At 64.4% G+C, this 19,147-nt stretch carries 19 protein-coding genes and 4 pseudogenes; 9 read left to right on the forward strand and 14 right to left on the reverse strand.

The features are described from left to right. Positions 1-54: 54 nt before the first annotated feature. Positions 55-522, reverse strand: a complete 468-nt coding sequence (locus tag WDB88_RS17660; protein WP_330628255.1) for an Rrf2 family transcriptional regulator — start codon at positions 520-522, stop codon at positions 55-57. A 184-nt stretch (positions 523-706) separates the two neighbouring features. Here WDB88_RS17660 and WDB88_RS17665 point away from each other — a divergent pair, with 184 nt between their 5' ends. The 6 genes and pseudogenes from WDB88_RS17665 to WDB88_RS17690 all read left to right on the forward strand — a co-directional run. Then, positions 707-1,186 carry an Lrp/AsnC family transcriptional regulator gene (locus WDB88_RS17665; protein WP_339110057.1) on the forward strand — a complete coding sequence of 160 codons (480 nt, stop codon included), beginning with the start codon at positions 707-709 and terminating at the stop codon, positions 1,184-1,186. A gap of 114 nt (positions 1,187-1,300) precedes the next feature. Further along, entirely contained in the window at positions 1,301-2,359 is a 1,059-nt protein-coding gene (locus tag WDB88_RS17670; protein ID WP_339110058.1) for a GTP-binding protein, read from the forward strand. Positions 2,360-2,443: 84 nt separating this feature from the next. Next, the gene (locus WDB88_RS17675; protein WP_330628258.1) at positions 2,444-3,535 is read left to right on the forward strand and encodes a GTP-binding protein; all 1,092 of its coding nucleotides are present in this window, start codon (positions 2,444-2,446) and stop codon (positions 3,533-3,535) included. 212 nt (positions 3,536-3,747) lie between these two features. Beyond that, the gene (locus WDB88_RS17680; protein WP_330628259.1) at positions 3,748-4,026 is read left to right on the forward strand and encodes a CopG family ribbon-helix-helix protein; all 279 of its coding nucleotides are present in this window, start codon (positions 3,748-3,750) and stop codon (positions 4,024-4,026) included. Next, positions 4,014-4,304 carry a type II toxin-antitoxin system RelE/ParE family toxin gene (locus WDB88_RS17685; protein WP_330628260.1) on the forward strand — a complete coding sequence of 97 codons (291 nt, stop codon included), beginning with the start codon at positions 4,014-4,016 and terminating at the stop codon, positions 4,302-4,304. Before WDB88_RS17680 ends, WDB88_RS17685 begins: the two co-directional genes overlap by 13 nt. A 791-nt stretch (positions 4,305-5,095) precedes the next feature. Beyond that, positions 5,096-5,299 (forward strand): annotated as a pseudogene (locus tag WDB88_RS17690) (pyridoxal-phosphate dependent enzyme); the annotation flags it as partial. A 234-nt stretch (positions 5,300-5,533) separates the two neighbouring features. Here WDB88_RS17690 and WDB88_RS17695 read toward each other — a convergent pair. Together WDB88_RS17695 and WDB88_RS17700 are read right to left on the reverse strand one after the other, a co-directional pair. Then, positions 5,534-5,842 (reverse strand): annotated as a pseudogene (locus WDB88_RS17695) (hypothetical protein); the annotation flags it as partial. Positions 5,843-5,845: 3 nt separating this feature from the next. Then, positions 5,846-5,977 (reverse strand): annotated as a pseudogene (locus WDB88_RS17700) (glycoside hydrolase family 105 protein); the annotation flags it as partial. A 341-nt stretch (positions 5,978-6,318) separates the two neighbouring features. On the opposite strand from WDB88_RS17700, the pseudogene WDB88_RS17705 reads away from it, so the two are divergent. Beyond that, positions 6,319-6,474, forward strand: a pseudogene (locus WDB88_RS17705) (IclR family transcriptional regulator C-terminal domain-containing protein); the annotation flags it as partial. A 67-nt stretch (positions 6,475-6,541) separates the two neighbouring features. Here the strand turns inward: WDB88_RS17705 and WDB88_RS17710 are convergent. The 11 genes from WDB88_RS17710 to WDB88_RS17760 form a co-directional block, all read right to left on the reverse strand. After that, positions 6,542-8,065: an aldehyde dehydrogenase (NADP(+)) gene (locus WDB88_RS17710; RefSeq protein WP_339110059.1), complete on the reverse strand. Its 1,524-nt coding sequence runs from the start codon at positions 8,063-8,065 to the stop codon at positions 6,542-6,544. A gap of 50 nt (positions 8,066-8,115) precedes the next feature. Continuing rightward, positions 8,116-8,925 carry an NAD(P)-dependent oxidoreductase gene (locus WDB88_RS17715; RefSeq protein ID WP_339110060.1) on the reverse strand — a complete coding sequence of 270 codons (810 nt, stop codon included), beginning with the start codon at positions 8,923-8,925 and terminating at the stop codon, positions 8,116-8,118. Between the two features lie 60 nt (positions 8,926-8,985). Then, entirely contained in the window at positions 8,986-10,266 is a 1,281-nt protein-coding gene (locus tag WDB88_RS17720) for a TRAP transporter large permease (protein WP_339110061.1), read from the reverse strand. 3 nt (positions 10,267-10,269) lie between these two features. Then, a complete protein-coding gene (locus WDB88_RS17725; RefSeq protein WP_339110132.1) occupies positions 10,270-10,779 on the reverse strand; it encodes a TRAP transporter small permease in 510 nt (169 codons plus the stop codon). Positions 10,780-10,862: 83 nt separating this feature from the next. Then, on the reverse strand, positions 10,863-11,843 hold the full coding sequence (locus tag WDB88_RS17730) for a TRAP transporter substrate-binding protein (protein ID WP_339110062.1): 981 nt from the start codon (positions 11,841-11,843) through the stop codon (positions 10,863-10,865). A 180-nt stretch (positions 11,844-12,023) separates the two neighbouring features. Beyond that, entirely contained in the window at positions 12,024-12,887 is an 864-nt protein-coding gene (locus tag WDB88_RS17735; RefSeq protein WP_339110063.1) for an amidohydrolase family protein, read from the reverse strand. Then, a complete protein-coding gene (locus WDB88_RS17740) occupies positions 12,884-14,026 on the reverse strand; it encodes a mandelate racemase/muconate lactonizing enzyme family protein (protein ID WP_339110064.1) in 1,143 nt (380 codons plus the stop codon). The genes WDB88_RS17735 and WDB88_RS17740 overlap by 4 nt, the downstream gene beginning before the upstream one ends. A gap of 94 nt (positions 14,027-14,120) precedes the next feature. After that, the gene (gene kdgD / locus WDB88_RS17745; RefSeq protein WP_339110065.1) at positions 14,121-15,041 is read right to left on the reverse strand and encodes a 5-dehydro-4-deoxyglucarate dehydratase; all 921 of its coding nucleotides are present in this window, start codon (positions 15,039-15,041) and stop codon (positions 14,121-14,123) included. A 112-nt stretch (positions 15,042-15,153) separates the two neighbouring features. Then, complete coding sequence (locus WDB88_RS17750; RefSeq protein ID WP_339110066.1) at positions 15,154-15,891, reverse strand: FadR/GntR family transcriptional regulator; 738 nt, start codon at positions 15,889-15,891, stop codon at positions 15,154-15,156. A gap of 217 nt (positions 15,892-16,108) precedes the next feature. Next, positions 16,109-16,957, reverse strand: a complete 849-nt coding sequence (locus WDB88_RS17755) for an inositol monophosphatase family protein (RefSeq protein ID WP_339110067.1) — start codon at positions 16,955-16,957, stop codon at positions 16,109-16,111. Between the two features lie 26 nt (positions 16,958-16,983). Continuing rightward, the gene (locus WDB88_RS17760; protein ID WP_339110068.1) at positions 16,984-17,235 is read right to left on the reverse strand and encodes a TOBE domain-containing protein; all 252 of its coding nucleotides are present in this window, start codon (positions 17,233-17,235) and stop codon (positions 16,984-16,986) included. Here WDB88_RS17760 and WDB88_RS17765 point away from each other — a divergent pair. Together WDB88_RS17765 and WDB88_RS17770 are read left to right on the forward strand one after the other, a co-directional pair. Beyond that, complete coding sequence (locus WDB88_RS17765; RefSeq protein WP_339110069.1) at positions 17,234-17,557, forward strand: substrate-binding domain-containing protein; 324 nt, start codon at positions 17,234-17,236, stop codon at positions 17,555-17,557. The genes WDB88_RS17760 and WDB88_RS17765 overlap by 2 nt on opposite strands. A 259-nt stretch (positions 17,558-17,816) precedes the next feature. Then, on the forward strand, positions 17,817-19,130 hold the full coding sequence (locus WDB88_RS17770; RefSeq protein ID WP_339110070.1) for a TIGR00366 family protein: 1,314 nt from the start codon (positions 17,817-17,819) through the stop codon (positions 19,128-19,130). Positions 19,131-19,147 lie beyond the last annotated feature (17 nt).

A 19,147-nucleotide genomic window follows, 5' to 3' on the forward strand; every position in this document is an offset into this window, starting at 1 on the left:
AGTCGTGTTTTACAAAAGCAAATCCTCGGCCTTCTGCCCCCCGATGGGAGAAGTTTATTCTCCGGCGGGGGGCAGGGGCAGGGAAAACCGCTCCAGCGGCTGCGCGTCTTCTTGCAGATCGGCCAGTGTCAGCGATTCGATCATCAGCAGATAGGCCGCATAATAGCCGCCAAACACCGCCCGCACGCGGCAGGTGGCCTCGTCGCAATCCTCGCATTTGCGATAGGCATTGCGCGACAGGCAGGGCAGCGGGGCCAGCGGGCCGTCGATCAGGCGCAGCACCTCGGCCAGCGAGACCTGAGCGGCGGCCTTGATCAGCTCGTAGCCGCCATGACGCCCGCGACGGCTGCCGATGATCCCCGCCCGTTTGAGATCCAGCAGGATATGCTCCAGAAAGCGTTTCGGCGTGCCCGAACGGGTGGCGATGGCCTCGATCCGCAGGGGCTGCGCCTCGGGCAGGGCTTTCTCGTCTGCCAGAACAGCCAGCGCCTTCAGGGCATATTTGGTCTTCAGGGTCAGCATGGCGGCAGGTCCTCTGGCGGCGTTGACGGGGCGCGGATGGCCCTTGGCCGGGGCAAGTCTAAAGCCTTGCACGGGGCTTGGCGAGCCATAATCCCTAAATCACGATAAAGATGATCGACATTAAGGAAAAACCTGTCATGCTCTGCTTCGGGCAAGAGATGTCTTGCGAAAAGGGGAGGGTAAAATGCCATTTGACCGCATCGATCTGAAGATCCTCGATCTGCTGCAAACCGATGCCACCCTGCCGGTGGCCAGAATTGCCGACCGTGTGGGCCTGTCGCAGACGCCGTGCTGGAAACGGATCCAGAAACACGAGGAGGCCGGCACCATAAGGGGGCGTGTGGCGGTGCTGGACCCGCGCGCCTTCGGGCTGGATCTGACCGCTTTCGTCTTTGTGGAGGCGGCCGAGCATAGCGCGCACTGGCGCCAGAACTTTCTGGACGTGACCGACGCGATGGAGGCGGTCCGCGATGTCTACCGCCTTGCCGGCAGCCATGATTTCCTGCTGCGGGTGCTGGTGCGCGACATGGCCGCCTTCGACCGTTTCTACGAGGAGCTGGCCGCGCGGACCGGTCCGCGCAGCGTGAATTCGTCTTTCGTGCTGGAGCATATGAGAACGCGCCCGTCGCTGCCTCTGGGGGCTCTGGCGCCGCAGGCGCGCTAGCGGCGGCGACGCCCCCTTGCGGTCGCTTTTGTTATATTATAACAGTTTTCGGACCCCGCGCCCTGTGCCCCTGCGGCGCGGCCCCCGCCTGTTTCCGGCCCGAAAGTCCCTGCCATGCCCGCCCCGATCCCCTGTCCCCTCACCCTGATCACCGGCTTTCTGGGCAGCGGAAAAACGACGCTTATCAAAGAGATGCTGGCCCATGAGACCTTTGCGAACACGATGGTGATCGTGAATGAATTCGGTGAGATCGGCATTGATCATAGCCTGATGCGCGCCAGCACCGAGGAGGTCATCCTGCTGCCATCGGGTTGCCTGTGCTGTACGCTGCGGGGCGATTTGCGCGATCTTCTGCGCGATCTGGTCGCGCGCCGTCTGGCCGCAGAGATCGGCTTTGACAGGGTGGTGCTGGAGACGACGGGGCTGGCCGATCCGGCACCGATCCTGCACACGCTGCTGACCGACCCCGTGCTGGCCGAGCATTACCGGATGGACGGGGTGGTGACGGTGGTGGATGCGGTGACAGGGGCGGCCAACCTGCGCCGCTCCACCGCCGCACAGCGGCAGGTCGCGCTGGCCGATCTGGTCGTGCTGAGCAAAACCGACCTTCCCGAGGCGCAGCCACAGGCCCGGAGCCCGCGGCCGCAGATCGCGCGGCTGAACCCTGCCGCAGAGATCGTGCCGGTGGTGCAGGGCCGCCTTCCCCCCGACAGGCTGCGGCATCTGGGCCATTTCGATGCGGCCATGTCCGAGAGCATGTCCGGCGTATCGGCGCGCGCATGGATCGCGACACGGGTGCCGGCTTCCGACCCCGAGCACCTGTCGCGGATCCGCACGGTGTCCTGGGAGGTCGAGGCCCCGCTTACGGCCAGCCGGTTCGATCTGTGGATGGATGTGCTGATGGCGCGCAGGGGCGCGGATGTGCTGCGCTTCAAGGGGATCGTGCATCTGCAGGATATGGCCTATCCTTTTGCCGTGCATGGCGTGCAGCATATCTTCCATCCGCCCCTGCCGCTGACCGGCTGGCAGGCCCCCGACAGGCACAGCAGATTCGTCATGATCGTGCAGGATTTCTCCGATGACGAGGTGGCCGCGCTATGTGACGCGCTGGCCATCGTGCCACTCACCGAACATCTTCTGACCACGGGCTATCTGGGCGAGAGCACCGCCTGAAAGCCCGCCACCACCGCCGGAGATTGCACTTTTCCGCCGCTCTGCCCATATGGCCGGAAGCGGCCCACCGCGAAAGGACCTTCCATGACCAGAGCCTCCCAACAGATCCCCGTTTTCCTGCTGACCGGATTTCTGGGCGCGGGCAAGACCACATTGCTCAACCGCCTGCTACAGGACCCGAGGTTTCAGGACTCGGCACTGGTGATCAACGAATTCGGTCTGGTGCCGGTGGATCATGATCTGGTGCGCAAGGGCCGCGAGACGCGCGCCACCGTCACCACGACGGGCTGTATCTGCTGCACGGTCGGCAGCGACCTGCGCGCCTCGCTGGACGAATTGCTGGTCGGTCGGCGCAATGGCAGCCTGCCGCCCTTTGCGCGGGTGATCGTGGAAACCACCGGCCTTGCCGATCCTGCCCCGATCGTCAACAGCCTCATTCCGGGCGGGCTGGCGGCGGTGTCGCTGGCCGATCATGCCGTGGCGCGCGCTTTCCGCCTGTCGGGGGTGATCACGGTGGTCGATGTGCTGGGGGTCGAGGCCGCGCTGGAGGCCCATCCCGAAAGCCTGCGCCAGATCGCCTTCGCCGATCATGTGGTGCTGAGCAAAACCGATCTTGCCCCCGCAGGCGATCTGCCGCAGGCGCTGCGCGCGATGAACCCCGCGGTTCTCGTGCATGATACGCAGGCGGCAGGGTTCGATCCGGCCGTGCTGCTGCAACCGGGCAGCTATACCGCCCTTGGCAAGGGCGAGAAGGTCGAGGACTGGCTGGCCGCCGAAACCGCGCAGGAACCGCAGGGGGGCGGCCATTTCCACAGTCTCAACCGGCACGGGCAGGTGCTGGCGGTGCCGCTGACCAGCGACGCACCGCTGGACGAGACGGCGCTGCGGCAGTTTCTGATGCGCCTGACCGCCCGTCCCGATAACGGGCTGCTGCGGATCAAGGGGCTGGTGGCGCTGCGCGATGACCCCTCGCGTCCGGTGGTGGTGCATGCGGTGGGCCACAGGCTCTACCCCAATCTGCGGCTGGAGGGCTGGCCCGAGGGGCAGGCCGGAAACCGTCTGGTGGTGATCGGCACGGCACTGGACGAGGCGGGCCTGCGCCAGCAGTTCGACGCCCTGTGCGGCAAGGCCCCCCTTTTCGGTCTGGCAAGTTTCGCGGCCCTGCCGAAAGCGTGAAACGGACAGCCCCCGCCGCGCCACATGACAGGCCGTATGCCGCAGAAGACCTTCTGCGCAAGACGGCGCACGCTTGCCTGTCGATGATTGCGGGGCAAACCATTCCTTCTCGGCTTTGGTTATCAGGGGTCACAGGCGAGCTGGCCCTAGACGACTCTGCGCGAAATAGCATATGGTATCGAAAGGTATTACCTTTCGATACGGAGGAACGCATGGCATCGGCAACATCCATCAAGCTCGATGATGACATGAAGGGCCGCGTTCGGCATCTGGCGCAGGCACGGCAGCGCACGCCGCATTGGATCATGCGGGAGGCGATCTCGCAATATGTCGAACGCGAGGAGAAGCGCGAGGCCTTGCGCCGCGACACGGCACAGGCTTGGGAAGAATTCCAAGAGACGGGCCTTCACGCAACGGCGGAAGAGGTGGACCGCTGGCTGGAAAGCTGGGGAACGGATAACGAGCTGCCCGCGCCTGAATGCCACAAGTAAGATTTGCCCCCGCAGCCATTCGGGACCTGCAACGGCTCCGCGATTTCCTGCGCCCCAAAAACCCTGATGCGGCCCGCCGTGCTGGTGAGGCCATTCGTCAGGGCGTGAAGATCCTTGGCGCGCACCCCCATCTTGGCCGGATGGTCGATGATCTGCCCGAAGAGTTTCGGGAATGGCCCATCGAGTTCGGTGACAGCGGATATGTCGCCCGATACCGGATCGACGAGGATGCCGTGACCATTCTGGTGATCCGGCACCAGAGAGAGGCGGGGCAGTAAACCGGCGCCCCCCTCCGTCAGGCCCTCGGCCCCTTTGGTGCACAGCCCTTTGATGCACAGGGGGCCTGCCGCGACCACCTGGCCCGAAAGGCGCCTGTCGGGTTTCCAAGGCCCCATCATACGCGCTTCGGACCGTTTTGACAGATCGCGCCGACTGGGGAAGCCTTCGTGTGAAACTGCCTTTTGGGCTCTTTGCGCGCAGGTCGACCCCGGTCGCGGTGCCTGAGGATGTCTGATCAAGCGCCTGATTGCCCCGCATATTCCGTCTTCTCGATCGGCTGCTTCAGGACCAGATTGAGGTATTATATCGATAATGAATATACATAAGACGGATTATAAGGCTTATAGGATTACCTTGGACACATTCTAGACCGGGTTGCGCCCCCCTGACTTGCTGAGAAGCAAGGAAAACGGGCATGGAGCACGCAGAACTCAGTTTGCGTGAAAGACGCGCGATCAGAGGCCTGCTGAACGTAAAATGCCGGTCAGCAAGATCGCGGCTGAAATCAGCAAGCATCGCTCAACCGCCTAGCGTATGATCGAGCGGAACCATTTTGAAGACGGAGAACTCTTGTATCTGAGTGGCCACTCTGGACTGAATACTCGCAGACACGCCCCTCACGCTTATGAAGCCCCTGACCCTATTTCTGCAATGAGACGGAGCTGCATGGTTTTTACATCAAAGTTGTCGGCTGTTTTCTGACCGCAGCATAGGTCGTCCGATCCCGGTGGAACGCGTTGGGTGACGAAGTCATCCTTAAAAGAAAATGGTTTAGTTGACGAGCGATCTATTGACGGACAGCGCTTTTATTGAAGTTCAGGGCCTGTGCGCCGCGCGCGTATTTTTGAAAATCGAAGCGCTCAACCCCGCTGGATCTATCAAGATAAAGGCTGCGCGCGGGATGATTTCCGCCCTTGCGCTTGCAGGCCGCATTGGTCCGCAAACACGGCTGATTGGAGCGTCTTCGGGCAATCTTGGTGTGGCTTTGGCGATGATTTGTGCCGAAGGCAGTGTGGTGGATGTTTCAGATCTGATTATCCCCACAGGTCATGACGCACACGATGATCTGCAAAGCCGAAGGAAAGCGATTGCGGCTGCGGAGCCGGTCGTTGTGCAGGGGCTTGGATTGACGGCAATGGACGTGCTGGCCGAACCCACTCAAGGACGCGGCGGACGCCACCATCCCCGCCAGAAGCCCGCAGCAGAGGGTGCCGATGAAGAGATCGGGAACCCTGCGCAGCGCCGCCGTCAAGATCAGCACGATATCGGGAATGCATGTCGTAACCATAGTATTTTGCCACCTCGCCATGGCGCGACCGTCAGGGCATATTCGTTAGTCTCGGCGCCATCGAGCACGCCCTACTGGATCGAGGTATAGACCTCGCTCTGGTCCATACGCGATCGGGGCCGCCCCCAGTATCGTGACCATCCCGACAAGCTCGCGCTCGCCGCCAAGCCGGCCATCGGGGAAGAAGGTCACCGTGACCTTGCCGCCCGTCTTTTCGGCCACCAGATCGCCGAATTTGGCCATCGCCTCCGTGGTGGGCGTGCCCTCGGCTAGCCGCGCCCCGAACCAGTCATGGATAATCTGCATGGGTCGCGCCCGCCCCGTCAATCGGGCATAGCGGCAGAGGCCATAAAGCCTGATCCCAGGGGCTCATTCCCAGCCCGCGGACCTCCTCCCGAAGCCCCATCCTTTATATTTATGGAACGCCATTTCATGAATTAAGGAAGTATGGGCCATATTCAGATTCAAGAAAACAAAACGTCAATCCATTTTTGTAAATCCCATTAAAAAACAATTACTTGATATGCCTTCTGAGGGGTTGATTTTTTATAACTTTTTCAGAATTACAGAAATGTCCGGATGGACGCAAAAGCTCAGAAATCCGGCAATGTCGCCCCGGTGCTGAAGGTGTTGGCGGTGCTTGAGACGCTCTCGCAGGACCGGCAGGCCAGTCTGGCCACAATCGCACAGCACGCGATGGCCACGAAAAGCACGACCCACAGGAAATCGAGGAAAGCGAGGCCGGGGTGCGCTGTGTGGCGGTGCCACTGCGCAACCATCTGGGCAAGTCGGTCGGCGCGCTCTCCATCGCCTTCCCGCTCTTCCGCTTCGACCCCGCACGGCGCGAGGACTATATCGCCATGCCGCGCGACGCGGGCGCGGATGTCTCGCGCGTCTGGGCTTTGAGGCCGACTAACCCCTCGCCCTCCGCGCGCGAGACCCCCTCTCTCAGGGCGCGGCCACGAGATCCCCGACCAAAAGCGCCGCGGGGAGGTTCTGGTAGGAGACAGGCCGCAGGAAGCGGCGGATGGCCAGTGTGCCCACCGAGGTCGCGCCGAAATTGGTGGAGGCCGGATAGGGGCCGCCATGCACCATGCTGTCCACCACCTCGACCCCCGTCGGGAAGCCGTTCACCAGAACGCGCCCCGCCTTGCGTTCAAGCACCGGCAGAAGGGCGCGGGCCAGATCGGTATCGGCCTCTTCCATCAGGATCGTCGCGGTCAACTGCCCCTCGAAGCCCTTGGCCAGAGCGCGCATCTCTTCGGCCGCGCCCACGCGCACCACAAGCCCGAGCGGCCCGAAGACCTCCTCGCCGAGCGCATGATCCTCGAGGAAAGCCCCTGCCGCGACCTCGTAGAGATTGGGGCTGGCCTCGCGGCCCGTGCTTTCGGTGGTCATCACCGGCCGGACCGAATTGCGCGCGTCAAACCGTGCCTTGCCCTCGGCATAGGCGCGCGCGATCCCTTGGGTCAACATGACCTGCGGCCCGACCTTGGCCAGCGCCTCGGCGGTGGCGGCGACAAAGGCATCGCCCGTAGCGCCCGCAGGCACCACCGCAATCCCCGGATTGGTGCAGAACTGCCCTGCCCCCATGCTCAGCGAGGCCGCCCAGCCCGCGCCGAGCGCCTCCGCCTTGGCCGCAAGGGCCGCAGGCAGCACGAACATCGGATTGACCGAGCCCAGCTCGCCAAAGAACGGGATCGGCTCGGGCCGCTTGGCGCAGAGGTCAAACAGCGCCCGCCCGCCTGCCAGCGAGCCGGTAAAGCCCACCGCCTTGATATCGGGATGCTCGACAAGGGCTTGGCCCACATGGCGGTTGCCGCCCTGAATGAGGCTGAAGACGCCCGCATCGAGCCCGCAGCGCGCAATCGCCGCAGCCACCGCCTCGGCGATGATCTCGCCAGTGCCGGGATGGGCGGAATGCCCCTTGACCACCACGGGGCAGCCCGCCGCAAGGGCGGCCGCCGTATCGCCCCCCGCCGTCGAGAAGGCGAGCGGGAAGTTGGAGGCACCAAACACCGCCACGGGGCCGATGGGGCGCTCGATCAGGCGGATCTCGGGGCGCGGGGCAGGCTGGCGCTCGGGCTGGGCGGGGTCGATCCGGCGGTCGAGATACTCCCCCTTGCGGATATGGGCGGCAAAGAGGCGTAGCTGGCCCGTGGTGCGCCCCCGCTCGCCCTGAAGCCGCGCCACCGGGAGGCCGGTCTCCTGCGTGCCGATCTCGGTAATCGCCTCGGCGCGGGCCTCGATCTCCTCGGCGATGGTCTCGAGGAAGGCGGCGCGGGTCTCGCGCGGGCTATAGCCATAGCTCCAGAACGCCTCTTCGGCGGCCTTGCAGGCCTGATCGACAAGCGCGGGCGTGCCCACCGAGAAGCGATGCACCGGACCATGCGCGGGCTCGGAGGCAAAGCTCTCCTCGGTGCCGATCCATGCGCCTGCGATCAGATGTTTGCCATGCGGGGTGAAACTCATGTGAACTCTCCGTCTCGTTCGGAATTGGGGAAGCTTTGGAGGCGCGGCCCTCAGAGGACCGCCTCCTCGCGCCGGTGGATCGGCTCGGCGGTGAACATGCCGCCCTGATAACGGCTGTTTGGGTCATGGGCGGGCGGCTTGGGGCCCATCGCCTCGACGGCGGCACGGAAGCTCTCGGCATTGTCCTTGGGATGCCAGCCGATGGCGTCGGCCCCCATGCCCTGCCACCAGCCTGCGGTATTGTCCGAGGCGCCCCAGATCACGGGGCAGCCGAGTTCGGGCGCGCGGAAGACGCAGGCGACGAGAGCCGCGAAATCGTCATAGGAGAGCCATGTCGAGAGCATCCGGTGATTGGCGGGCGTCTCGAAACACGACCCGATGCGCACGATGGCGGTCTCGATGCCGAATTTGTCGTGATACATCGAGGCCAGCGCCTCGCCGAAGCATTTGGACACGCCATAGAGGCTGTCGGGGCGCATCGGGTCGGTCGTCTTCAGGCGCTGATCCTGCTCGTAAAAGCCGATCGTATGGTTCGAGGAGGCAAAGAGCACGCGGGAGATCCCTTCGGCCCGCGCCGCCTCGTAGAGGTTATAGGTGCCGCGGATATTGCCCTCGAGAATGGTCTCGAAATCCCCTTCGGTGGATTTGCCGCCCAGATGCAGGATGCCATCACAGCCCCGCACCATCTCGCGCACGGCCTGCGCATCGTTGAGATCGCAGCACACGGTTTCCTCATGCGCGCCCGCATCGGTGATCGCGATCATATCGGCCAGTCGAAGCGTCTGGGCCAGATCGCGCAGACGGGGGCGCATCGCACGCCCGACCCCACCGGCAGCCCCTGTGATCAGAAGTCGTTTCAAGGTCATCTCCTTTGTCAAAAGCGGACCGGCCCGCAGGAGGGGCCGGTCGGGCCGGATGGCTCAGTGGAAGAGCGCGGGCAGCCAGAGCGAGAGCGCGGGGATATAGGTCACCAGCAGCAGCACCCCGAACGCCGCCAGATAGAAGGGCCAGATCGAGCGCAGCACCTGCCCGATGCCGATCCGGCCCACGGCGCAGCCCACAAAGAGGACCGAGCCTACGGGCGGCGTACACAGGCCGATCCCGAGATTGAGGATCAGGATGACGCCGAAATGGATCGGGTCGATCCCGAAGGCCTGCGCCACCGGCAGGAAGATCGGGGTGGTGATCACGATCAGCGGCGACATATCCATGAAGGTGCCGAGGATCAGCAGCATCACGTTGATCAGCAGCAGGATGACGATGGGGTTGTCGGAGACGCTGTGCAGGAAGGCCACCATCTGCGCGGGCACCTTGAGATAGGCCAGCAGCCAGCCGAAACAGGCCGCGCAGCCGATCACCATCAGCACCATCGCGGTGGTGCGTACGGCGGCAAGGGTTGCCTCTTTGAAATCGTGCCACGAGAGGCTGCGATAGACCAGAAGCGTCACGCCAAGCGCATAGATCACCGCGATATTGGAGCTTTCGGAGGCGGTAAAGACGCCCGAGCGCACGCCGCCAAAGATGATCGCGATCAGGATCAGGCCCGGCACCGCCGACAGAAACAGCTGCCCCAGCATCGACCAGCCCGGAAAGGCCTCGCGCGGGTAGTCGCGCCGCTTGGCCACAAACCATGCCGCCCCCATCAGCGCCAGCGCCAGCACAAAGCCCGGAATGATGCCTGCGGTGAAAAGATCGGCAATCGAGAGCCGCCCGCCCGCCGCGATCGAATAGATGATCATGTTATGCGAGGGCGGGATCATCAGCGCGATGATCGAGGAAACGACGGTGATATTGACCGCATAATCCGCGCCATAGCCGCGTGCTTTCATCTGCGGCACCATGAGGCCGCCCACTGCGGAGGCATCGGCGGTGGCCGAGCCCGAGACGCCGCCAAACATCAGCGAGGCCGCGATATTGACCTGACCGAGCCCGCCGCGCAGATGCCCCACGAGGGCGGCGGCAAAGGCCACGAGCCTGCGCGCGATATCGCCGCGCACCATCAGATCGCCCGCGAAGATGAAGAAGGGGATCGCCATCAGCGAATAGACCGAGACGCCGGAATTGAGCCGCTGGAACACCACCACGGGCGGCAGGCCCATATAGGCCACGGTGGCAAGGCTAGCGATGCCCAGACAGAAAGCGACCGGCGTGCCGATCAGCAGCAAAAAGACGAAACTTCCGAAAAGGATAACGAGTTCCATGGATTACTCCTCGATCGCATCGTCGCCGAAGCGCACGGTTGGCAGGCCCGCGCCACGGCGCAGGATGCGTTCGACACAGAAGAGGGCCAGAAGGACGCCGCCCCCGATCAGCGGTGCGAAATCCCATGCCCGCGAGAGCCCCAGCGTGGGGATGACGTTTTTGGCGACCTTGGCGGCGAGTTCCCAGCCATAATAGGCCATACCGACCCCGAACGCGCCCACGACGAGTTCCGAAATGGTGAAAAGGACGGGTTTGAGCCAGCTTGGCAGGATATAAAGAAGCACATCGAAGGACAGGTGATAGCCCTCGCGGATGCCCACGGCGGCGCCCAAGAAAATGAACCATCCCATGATCAGCACCGCGCCGGGCTCGGCCCATTGCAGTGAAAAGCCAAGGAGATAGCGGCACACCACCTGCAGGAAAACGATGGCCGTCATCAGGACGAGGCCGGTCCCTGCCACCCAGAGCGCCGCCGTGCCGATCCAGCCGGTGACGGTGGCCAGGCGAAGCATCGCCTGGCGGTAGGCAGAGGCCGCCCGCGCATCTGGGGCCGAGCGGGACAGGAACGGATCAGACATCTGCGGGCGGGCCTCCATCACTGGGTTTCCTGAATGCGTTTCACCAGATCCTTAAGTTCGGGCGTGTTGGCATATTTGTCATAAAGCGGCGCCATCGCGTCGATATAGGGCTGCTTGTCGACATCCATGATCACCTCGGCCCCACCGGCCTTGACCTTCTCGATCGAGGCCTGAACCTGCTTGGCCCAGAGATCGCGCATCACCGGCACCGAGGCCTTGGCCGCCGCTTTTACCGCCGCCTGATCCTCGGGCGAGAGCCTGTCGAAGGTGCTCTTCGACATGGCAAGCACCTCGGGCATGATCAGATGCTGGTCATTGGTATAGTATTTGGCGACCTCGGCATGGCCCGAGCTGTCATAGGAGGGGAAGTTGTTCTCGGCCCCGTCGATCACGCCGGTCTGGATCGCGGAATAGACTTCGCCATAAGGCATGGGGGTCGCATTGGCGCCAAGCGCATCCATCATATCGACGAAAACATCCGATTGCTGCACGCGGAACTTGAGGCCCTTGAGATCCGCGATGCTCTTCACCGGATGCTTGGAATTGTAGAAGCTGCGCGAGCCGCCATCATAATAGGCCAGCACCACCAGATCATTGGGCTCGAAGGCCGCCGCGATCTCGTCCCCGATCGGGCCATCGACGACATGGTGCATATGGTCTTCGGAGCGGAAGATATAGGGCAGCGAGACGACCTGCGTCTCGGGGATCATGTTGTTAAACGGCCCGAGGCTGGAACGGACCATATCGATGACGCCGAACTGGGTCTGCTCGATCGAATCCTTTTCCTCGCCCAGCTGCGCCGAAGGGAAGACCTCGATGCAAAGCCGGCCGCCGGTCTTTTCCTCAAGCTGTTTGCCCATATATTTGACCGCCTCGACGGTCGGATAGCCATCGGGATGGGTATCGGCCGAGCGCAGTGTCGTCTCGCAGGCCATTGCCCCGCCCGCGCAAAGCGTCGAGGCGGCAAGTGCTGCGATCATTGTGGTGTGAAGTGTCATAATTTCCTCCCTTGATCGGCCCTTCAGGGGGCCTTTTGCAGTTTCCGGCAGCCGCAACCGACCGGTGATCTTGCGGACAAGGGGCATCCCCCTGCCCTGCGGCGCCACCCTTGCGCGTGGCGCCCGACCGGTGCGCGCCCCTCCTCCCGAGGCGCCCACCGGACTGTTCATGGCCGCCCCTCAGCCGATGGGGGCAAAGCCGTAAAGCTCCTGCGGATTGTCCACCAAAACCCGCTGGCGCGCCGCCAGATCGGGCAGCCAGCCAAGCGCCGTCTCGCAGAGCGCCTTGTCGCAGGGGTAAGCGTCGGTGGTGCGGGCGGCGTTATGCGGCCAGTTGGTGCCCCAGACGATGCGCTCGGGCGCATGGGCCGCGATCTCGCGGGCATAGACGGCCACATCGGCAAAATCCGGCCCGCCCCTGCGCGAGCTCTCATAGGCACCGGCGAATTTGTACCACATCCGCCCGCCATCAATGAGCCGCTTGAGCGCAGAGGTCTCATCGGCCCCCGCACCGGCAAAGAACTTGCCGTGATGATCCAGAACCCAGCGCGATTTCAGCATCTTGAGCCGCGGCTCTAGATCAAGGAGACGGTTGCCATCGAATTGCACCGCCAGCATCCAGCCCATCTCGGCGGCGCGCGCATCAACGGCCTCAAGCGCCGAAAGCCCCTGCGCGCCGCCGGGCAGATCCATGATCCTTGCGCCCACGACACCGGCCTGATCCAGTCGCGCCAGCTCGGCCTCTGGCGTCGCGCCCGAGATCACCGCAACCCCGCGCGCTACATCGCCCATCTCGCGCAGGCAGGCCAGAAGATTGCCATTGTCATTCTGATGCGCATTGCCCTGCGTGATCACAACACGGTCGATCCCGAGCCAGCGCATCACGCGGCGATAGGCTCCGGCATCGGGCAGCGGCGCAGGCGGCAGGCCCGGCCCGCCCTCGCGCGCCGGAAATCCCGCCAGATACATATGCATCTGTGTGTCGATGGTGCCCTTGGGCAGGGCGGGCACAAGGGCCGCACCGTCGAGTTTGCGGGTGATCATGCGCGATCCTCCTTGGGCGCGAATTCGGCCAGAGCGGCGCGGTCGATCTCGATCCCGAGGCCTGGGCCATCGGGGATGGCCAGCACACCGTTCACATGCTCGATCGGCGTGGTGACGATGGCCTGACGGAAAGGGTTATGGGTGCGGTCGAATTCCATGATCGGCTCGAGCGGCGCACGACGCATGGGCGAGGGAACCATCGCCGCCATGAATTGCAGCGCCGCCGCGATATGCACCGCCGTCCCCCAGACATGCGGCACGACCCGCACGCCATGCAGCGCCGCCAGATCCGCGATGCGCCGCGCCTCGGTAAAGCCGCCGCAGCCCGCCAGATCGGGCTGGACGATATCGACCGCCCGCGTCTCGATGGGTTCGCGGAAGCCCCAGCGGGTATGCCATGTCTCGCCGCCTGCAAGCGGGATCGGCTGACGCGCGCGCAGCTCGCGATAGGCGCCAAGCTGCTCGGGCACGACCGGCTCCTCGAACCAGTCGATCCCGTATTCCGCCGCGGCCTGCCCGACCCGCATCGCCTCGATCGCGTCATAGCCATGATTGGCGTCGATCATCAGCCGCATCTCGGGACCGATCGCCTCGCGCACGGCGCGGATTACCCGCAGATCCTCCTCGACATCGAAGCCGATCTTGATCTTGCAGGCATGGAAGCCCGCCGCGCGGTGACCGGCCATCTCGGCGGCATTATCCTCCACGCGGTCCACCCCGTCGCGCTTGAACGAGCCCGTGGCATAGGCGCGGATCGTCTCGCGGAAGCGCCCGCCCAGAAGGGTCGAGACCGGCACGCCGAAATGCTTGCCCTTGATATCCCACAGCGCCATGTCGATGCCCGAGAGCGCCGTGACCGTCAGCCCGCGCTGGCCCTGATCGCGCAGCGCGTTATAGAGCGTGGCCCAGATCTTCTCGGTCTCGAGCGGGTTCTGCCCGATCAGCCATTGCGCATAGGTGGCCACCACCGCCGCATTGGGGCGTGCGTGCCCCAGACATTCGCCCCAGCCGATCGTGCCATCGGCGCATTCGATCTCGACCAGAACATGGGTCCGGCGGTCAAAACGCATCGAGGCGCTTTCAAAGGCCGTTGTCAGCCTGTGGTCCAGAAGGTGCGTGCGCACCGCCACGATCTTCATGTCATCCTCCCTCCCGCAGGCCCCCAAGCAAGGGGCCTGCCCTGCGGCGCAGAGCGTGTCCGCACCGCGCCTTGTCAGACAAGTTCACCGCATCTCAGGCGGCGATCTTCCGGCGATAGGGCGCGATCAGCGCCTCCATCATCGCCATTTCCGCGCCGTCGAGATCCTTGAGCGGCGAGCGCACCGCGCCTGCGTCAAAGCCCTGCGCGCGCACACCCGCCTTGATCGCCGAGACGGCATAGCCCTTGGCGCGGTTGCGGATGGCCATGAACGGGTAGAAGAACTCGTTGAGGATGCGCTCGCAGGTGGCGCGCTCGCCTACCCGCAGGGCGCGGTAGAACTCGACCGCCAGCTCGGGCACGAAGTTGAACACGGCCGAGGAATAGGTGGTGAAGCCCGCCCCCAGATAGGCCTCGGCAAACAGCTCGGCCGTGGGCATCCCGCCCAGATAGGTCAGACGGTCGCCCATCTTGGCGGTGATCTGGCGCACAAGCCCGATATCGCCGGTGCCATCTTTGAAGCCCACAAGGTTCGGGCAGGCATCACACAGCCGCGCCAGCGTATCGGCCTGTAGCACCGCATTGTCGCGGTTATAGACCATCACCCCCATCGCGGTCGCATCGCAGACCGCTTTCACATGAGCATAAAGCCCCTCCTGCGGCGCATCGATCAGATAATGCGGCAGCAGCAGGATCCCCTCGCCGCCCACCTTCTCGACCGAACGGGCGATCTCGGTGGCCATCTCGGTGCCATAGCCGCAGCCCGCGACAATGGCGGTGCGCCCGCAGGCGGCCTCGATCGCGGCCTCGACAATGGCGGGAATCTCGCGCGGGGCCAGCGAGAAGAACTCGCCCGTACCGCCTGCGGCAAACAGCACCGGCGCGTCATAGCCCGACAGCCAGTCGATATGGGCCTGATAGCTTTCGGGGGCAAAATTGCCCTCGGCATCGAAATGGGTGACCGGAAATGACAGCAGTCCGGACCCGAGGGCCTCTTTCAAATCTTGCGGGGTCATATCGCCTCCTCCTCGCGACTACGCCCGCTCTCCTCGGGCTTGTATGACAAATAATCCCATAAATCCGAATCTGTCAACAAACTTGTATGATGTATATGCAGGATCGCGCCGCTTACCGCAGGATGGCCCGATAGCGCAGATAGCTGCCCTTCAGATGGGTGCGCATCGCTGTGCGGGCAGCCTCTTCATCGCGGTCAAGGATCGCCTGCACGATGCGGTCATGTTCGGCACTGATCTGCGCAAGATAGTCGCGGGAACTCGGCTCGTCTTTCGGCTCGCCCGCGCCCAAAGCTGCACGCGGAATGATGCCGGTGCCGATGAATTCCAGAAATTCGGGAAAGCGGGGATTGCCGGTCGCGCGGGCAATAGCCAGATGCAGCCGGTAATCGGCCTCGCCGGTCGGCAGCCCTTGGGCCACCGCCTCACGAAAGCCTGCATTGGCCTCCAGCAGCGCCTCTTCCCATTGCGGAACAAGCCTTTGGGCGGCAAGGGCTGCGGCCTCGGATTCGATGGCATTGCGCAATTCCAGCAGCTCGATCGTCGAGGAGACACGCTGCGGATCAAGATTGCGGAACGGCATGGCCACGGGCGCTTCGGGGGCCAGCACAAAGACCCCCGCCCCCTGCCGTGCCTCCACCAGCCCCTCCGAGCGCAGCGCCGCGATGGCCTCGCGCACGACCGTCCGGCTGACCCCATGCGCCTTGGTCAGCGCACTTTCGCTGGGCAGCCTCGCGCCGGGGGCGACATGCCCCGCCGCGATCTCGGCACGCAATGCCTCCGCCAGCTTCGCGACAAGGGTCTGGCGTTGCCCCCGTTCGCCTTTGGCCGAAGCCGCGTCGGTCTTGCTCATGAACATCCTCCCTGAACATGCGGGGAGGTGGAGGCAGGATCGCCCTCCGCTCCCTCACAGATAAGTCAGACAACTTATCATACAGGATCGGGGGAAAACGCAACCTTTTCCTTGCCCCGCCCCTAGGTGGTCCGGCCTTGCAACCCGCCGGAGGGGTCGGTGCGCATACAGGGCCGAATGGCGGGTAGATGACGTTTTTCACAAAAACAACAGGGCCTTAGACGGATATGGCCTGCGGCACCCAGAATGTATCCTCCTCCAGCCGCCCGAGCCGCTGGAGCGTGTCGAAGACCGCAGGGCTTGCGCCCAGCACGGGGGCAGGGATCATCAGCCCCTCGTCCAGATCGAAGGGGCGGACCCTGCCACCGGCTTCCTCGATCAGGCAATGGGCCGCGATACAGTCCCAGACATTCATCCGCGGCTCCAGATAGGCAATCAGCCGCCCCGCCGCGACCCAAGCCAGCATGAGCGCGCCGGACCCGTAGCGCACCCACGCGCCGCCTGCCGCGCCGAATTCGGCAAGGAAGGTGCCGAAGCTCCGGTTCGAGATGCGGTCATTCGCCCCGATCCCCACCAGCCCGTCGGCCAGCGTCCGCGCCTGCGCCACACGGATCGGGCGGTCATTCAGCGTGGCCCCCTGCCCGCGCAGGGCAAGATAGCTCTCGGCCAGCATCGGCACCTCGATCGCCCCGACCAAAGGCCCCTGCGCATCGACAAGCCCGATCGAGACGCACCAGCCGGGCATGCCCGCAAGAAACGGTGCCGTGCCATCGATCGGGTCGATGATCCATGTAAAGCCCGAGCGCCCGGCGCGGCACCCGTCTTCCTCGCCCACCAGCGCATCCTCGGGGAAGCGCGCGGCGATGGCGGTGCGGATCATGCGCTCCACCGCGCGGTCGGCCTCGGAGACGAGGTCATGGGCCGAGCGTTTGGTCTCGATATCCAGTTCGGAGCGGCGCAGGAAATAGCTGCGCGCCAAGGCGCCGGCATTCTGCGCGAGCTCTTTGGCAAAGCGCGCGCGGTCTGCCACCGTTCCGGCGGTGGCCGCAGGGTCTGTATCTGTCATGATATGTCTCGCAATCTTTGGAAATGTCAGGGCAGGAGCGCCAGCCCCGTCGCACGGAAGCTCAGCGCCAGATGACTGCCCACCGCATAGGGTGTGGCATTGGCATGGTCGATCGCGAAGAGCTGGCCCAGCTCGCTCTCGATCTCGTATTCCACATGATCGCCCAGATAGGCGGCGCTGCGCACACGGCCCGTCATGGTCTGGGGCGGTGCCGCGCGACCAGTCTCGGGGCCAGACAGCGAAATGGCATTGGCGCGCACGGAAAGACGCGCGGGCATGACCGCCTTCACCACCCTGCGCCGCGCCGGATGCCACAGGCTTGCCCTTGTGTACTCGGCGGCGGGCACGCCCAGCCTTGCGGGGCGGGTCGCGGGCTTCCGGCAGGCCGCCCTTGCGGTGCCCGAGGCGCTGTCGGTGATCGGCTTTGACGATATCGCGCAGGCCGGTTGGGAAAGCTATGCCCTGAACACCTTTGCCCAGCCCACCGCCGAGATCGTCGCGAAGGCGGTCGAATGGCTGACCACCCCCGAGAGTGACACGCGCATGGTCCAACTTCCGGTCCGGATGGTCTGGCGCAAAAGCGTGCGCCTGCCCGCCTGAGCTGCCCGCCTGAGCCTGCCCGCCTCTGGCGGACCCCCGCGCCTGCCCCAAGCGGGCGGGGGGCTGCGGCGCGGGGGTGTTCAGTATGCGAACATCTCCTGCCCGTATTTGAACAACGCTCAACATACGAACGATACAGCTTCTCCGCCCCGCCCCCGCGGCATAGCCTTGCGCAAGGAGGAGGAGCCTGCGGCCGTCCGGCCAAGCCGGAATACGGCACCTGCCGCCGCCATGCCCCACGGGACCGGAGGAGGAACCATTGGATTTTATAACACGTTTTTCGGTACGTCTTGTCGAACGTTACCTGCCAAGCGCCTTCGTACTGGCACTGGCGCTGACCGCGATTGTCTTCGTGCTGGGGATCGGCGTCGAGGGCCGCTCGGCGATGGAGATGGCCTGCTATTGGGGCGACGGCTTTGCGGGGCTGTTCAAATTCGCCATGCAGATGACGCTGGTGCTGCTGACGGGCTATATTCTGGCGATGACACCGGTGGTGCAGCGGATGATCGGGGCCTTGGCGGCACAGGCCAGCACGCCGCGTCAGGCGCTGGTCATCGTGATCGTGACGAGCTTTGTGTGCTATTACCTCAACTGGGGGTTCGGCATGGTGGCAGGCGCGGTTCTGGCACGCGAGGTCGGGCGCCGTGTCGCGGTGCATTTTCCGCTGATCGTCGCGGCAGCCTATGGCGGCGAGCTGGTGCGCGGCCCGTCCTCCTCGATCCCGCTGGTCATCGCCACACCGGGGCATTTCATGGAAAGCAAGATCGGCATCGTCTCGGTGGCACAGACTCTTTACGCGCCGTGGAATATCGCGCTGACACTGGCGCTTCTGGCGGTGCTTGTCGGGTTCTTCCTGATGCAGAAGCAGCCGCCCTGCCCGCGCCTGCTACATGAAGAGGCCCCGAAGGCACCGCAAGAGACCCCCGACAGGGCCGCCCCGAGCCCCGCCGAACGGGTCGAGCATAGCCGTCTGCCCACTCTGGCATTGGGGCTTCTGGTGCTGACCTATCTGGCCGGCCAGATCGCCGAGAGCCGTTTCGCGATCACCTTGGACACGGTGATCCTGCTCTTTCTGGCGCTGGGGCTGGTGCTGCATCCCAATGCCGATGCCTATACCGCTGCCGCCCGTAAAGCCGTGACCGCTGCGGCGGGGATCATCGTGCAGTTCCCGCTTTATGCAGGGATTGCGGGGATGATGACGGCCTCCGGTCTGGTGACCAGCTTTTCCAACACGATCATCTCCGTGGCCACGCCCGAAAGCTTTCCGCTGCTGACCTTCCTCTCGGCGGGGCTGGTCAACCTGTTCATCCCCTCGGGCGGCGGGCAATGGGCCATTCAGGGGCCGATCGTGATGGAGGCGGCCTATGCGCTCGGGGCCAATCCCGCGCATACGATCATGGCCTTCACATGGGGCGATGGCTGGACGAACCAGATCCAGCCCTTCTGGGCGCTGCCGCTGCTGGGGGTGGCGGGGCTATCGGCACGCGATATCATGGGATATCTGGTGATCTGGCTGGGCCTGTCGGGCGTGCTGATCGCGGGCACATTCACCGCCCTTGCCGTCTTGGGCTGAGCCCCGCCTGCCATCCG

Origin of the sequence: Thioclava sp. GXIMD4216, from assembly GCF_037949285.1 — a bacterium.
In the GTDB taxonomy this organism is placed as follows: Bacteria; Pseudomonadota; Alphaproteobacteria; order Rhodobacterales; family Rhodobacteraceae; genus Thioclava; species Thioclava litoralis.

Excerpts from the sequence above, each read along its gene's own strand:
- WDB88_RS17660 (WP_330628255.1), bottom strand. The coding sequence starts at position 522 with ATGCTGACCCTGAAGACCAAATATGCCCTGAAGGCGCTGGCTGTTCTG.
- WDB88_RS17665 (WP_339110057.1), top strand. The coding sequence starts at position 707 with ATGCCATTTGACCGCATCGATCTGAAGATCCTCGATCTGCTGCAAACC.
- WDB88_RS17670 (WP_339110058.1), top strand. The coding sequence starts at position 1,301 with ATGCCCGCCCCGATCCCCTGTCCCCTCACCCTGATCACCGGCTTTCTG.
- WDB88_RS17675 (WP_330628258.1), top strand. The coding sequence starts at position 2,444 with ATGACCAGAGCCTCCCAACAGATCCCCGTTTTCCTGCTGACCGGATTT.
- WDB88_RS17680 (WP_330628259.1), top strand. The coding sequence starts at position 3,748 with ATGGCATCGGCAACATCCATCAAGCTCGATGATGACATGAAGGGCCGC.
- WDB88_RS17685 (WP_330628260.1), top strand. The coding sequence starts at position 4,014 with ATGCCACAAGTAAGATTTGCCCCCGCAGCCATTCGGGACCTGCAACGG.
- WDB88_RS17710 (WP_339110059.1), bottom strand. The coding sequence starts at position 8,065 with ATGAGTTTCACCCCGCATGGCAAACATCTGATCGCAGGCGCATGGATC.
- WDB88_RS17720 (WP_339110061.1), bottom strand. The coding sequence starts at position 10,266 with ATGGAACTCGTTATCCTTTTCGGAAGTTTCGTCTTTTTGCTGCTGATC.
- WDB88_RS17725 (WP_339110132.1), bottom strand. The coding sequence starts at position 10,779 with ATGCTTCGCCTGGCCACCGTCACCGGCTGGATCGGCACGGCGGCGCTC.
- WDB88_RS17730 (WP_339110062.1), bottom strand. The coding sequence starts at position 11,843 with ATGACACTTCACACCACAATGATCGCAGCACTTGCCGCCTCGACGCTT.
- WDB88_RS17735 (WP_339110063.1), bottom strand. The coding sequence starts at position 12,887 with ATGATCACCCGCAAACTCGACGGTGCGGCCCTTGTGCCCGCCCTGCCC.
- WDB88_RS17740 (WP_339110064.1), bottom strand. The coding sequence starts at position 14,026 with ATGAAGATCGTGGCGGTGCGCACGCACCTTCTGGACCACAGGCTGACA.
- kdgD (WP_339110065.1), bottom strand. The coding sequence starts at position 15,041 with ATGACCCCGCAAGATTTGAAAGAGGCCCTCGGGTCCGGACTGCTGTCA.
- WDB88_RS17750 (WP_339110066.1), bottom strand. The coding sequence starts at position 15,891 with ATGAGCAAGACCGACGCGGCTTCGGCCAAAGGCGAACGGGGGCAACGC.
- WDB88_RS17755 (WP_339110067.1), bottom strand. The coding sequence starts at position 16,957 with ATGACAGATACAGACCCTGCGGCCACCGCCGGAACGGTGGCAGACCGC.
- WDB88_RS17765 (WP_339110069.1), top strand. The coding sequence starts at position 17,234 with ATGACCGCCTTCACCACCCTGCGCCGCGCCGGATGCCACAGGCTTGCC.
- WDB88_RS17760 (WP_339110068.1), bottom strand. The coding sequence starts at position 17,235 with ATGCCCGCGCGTCTTTCCGTGCGCGCCAATGCCATTTCGCTGTCTGGC.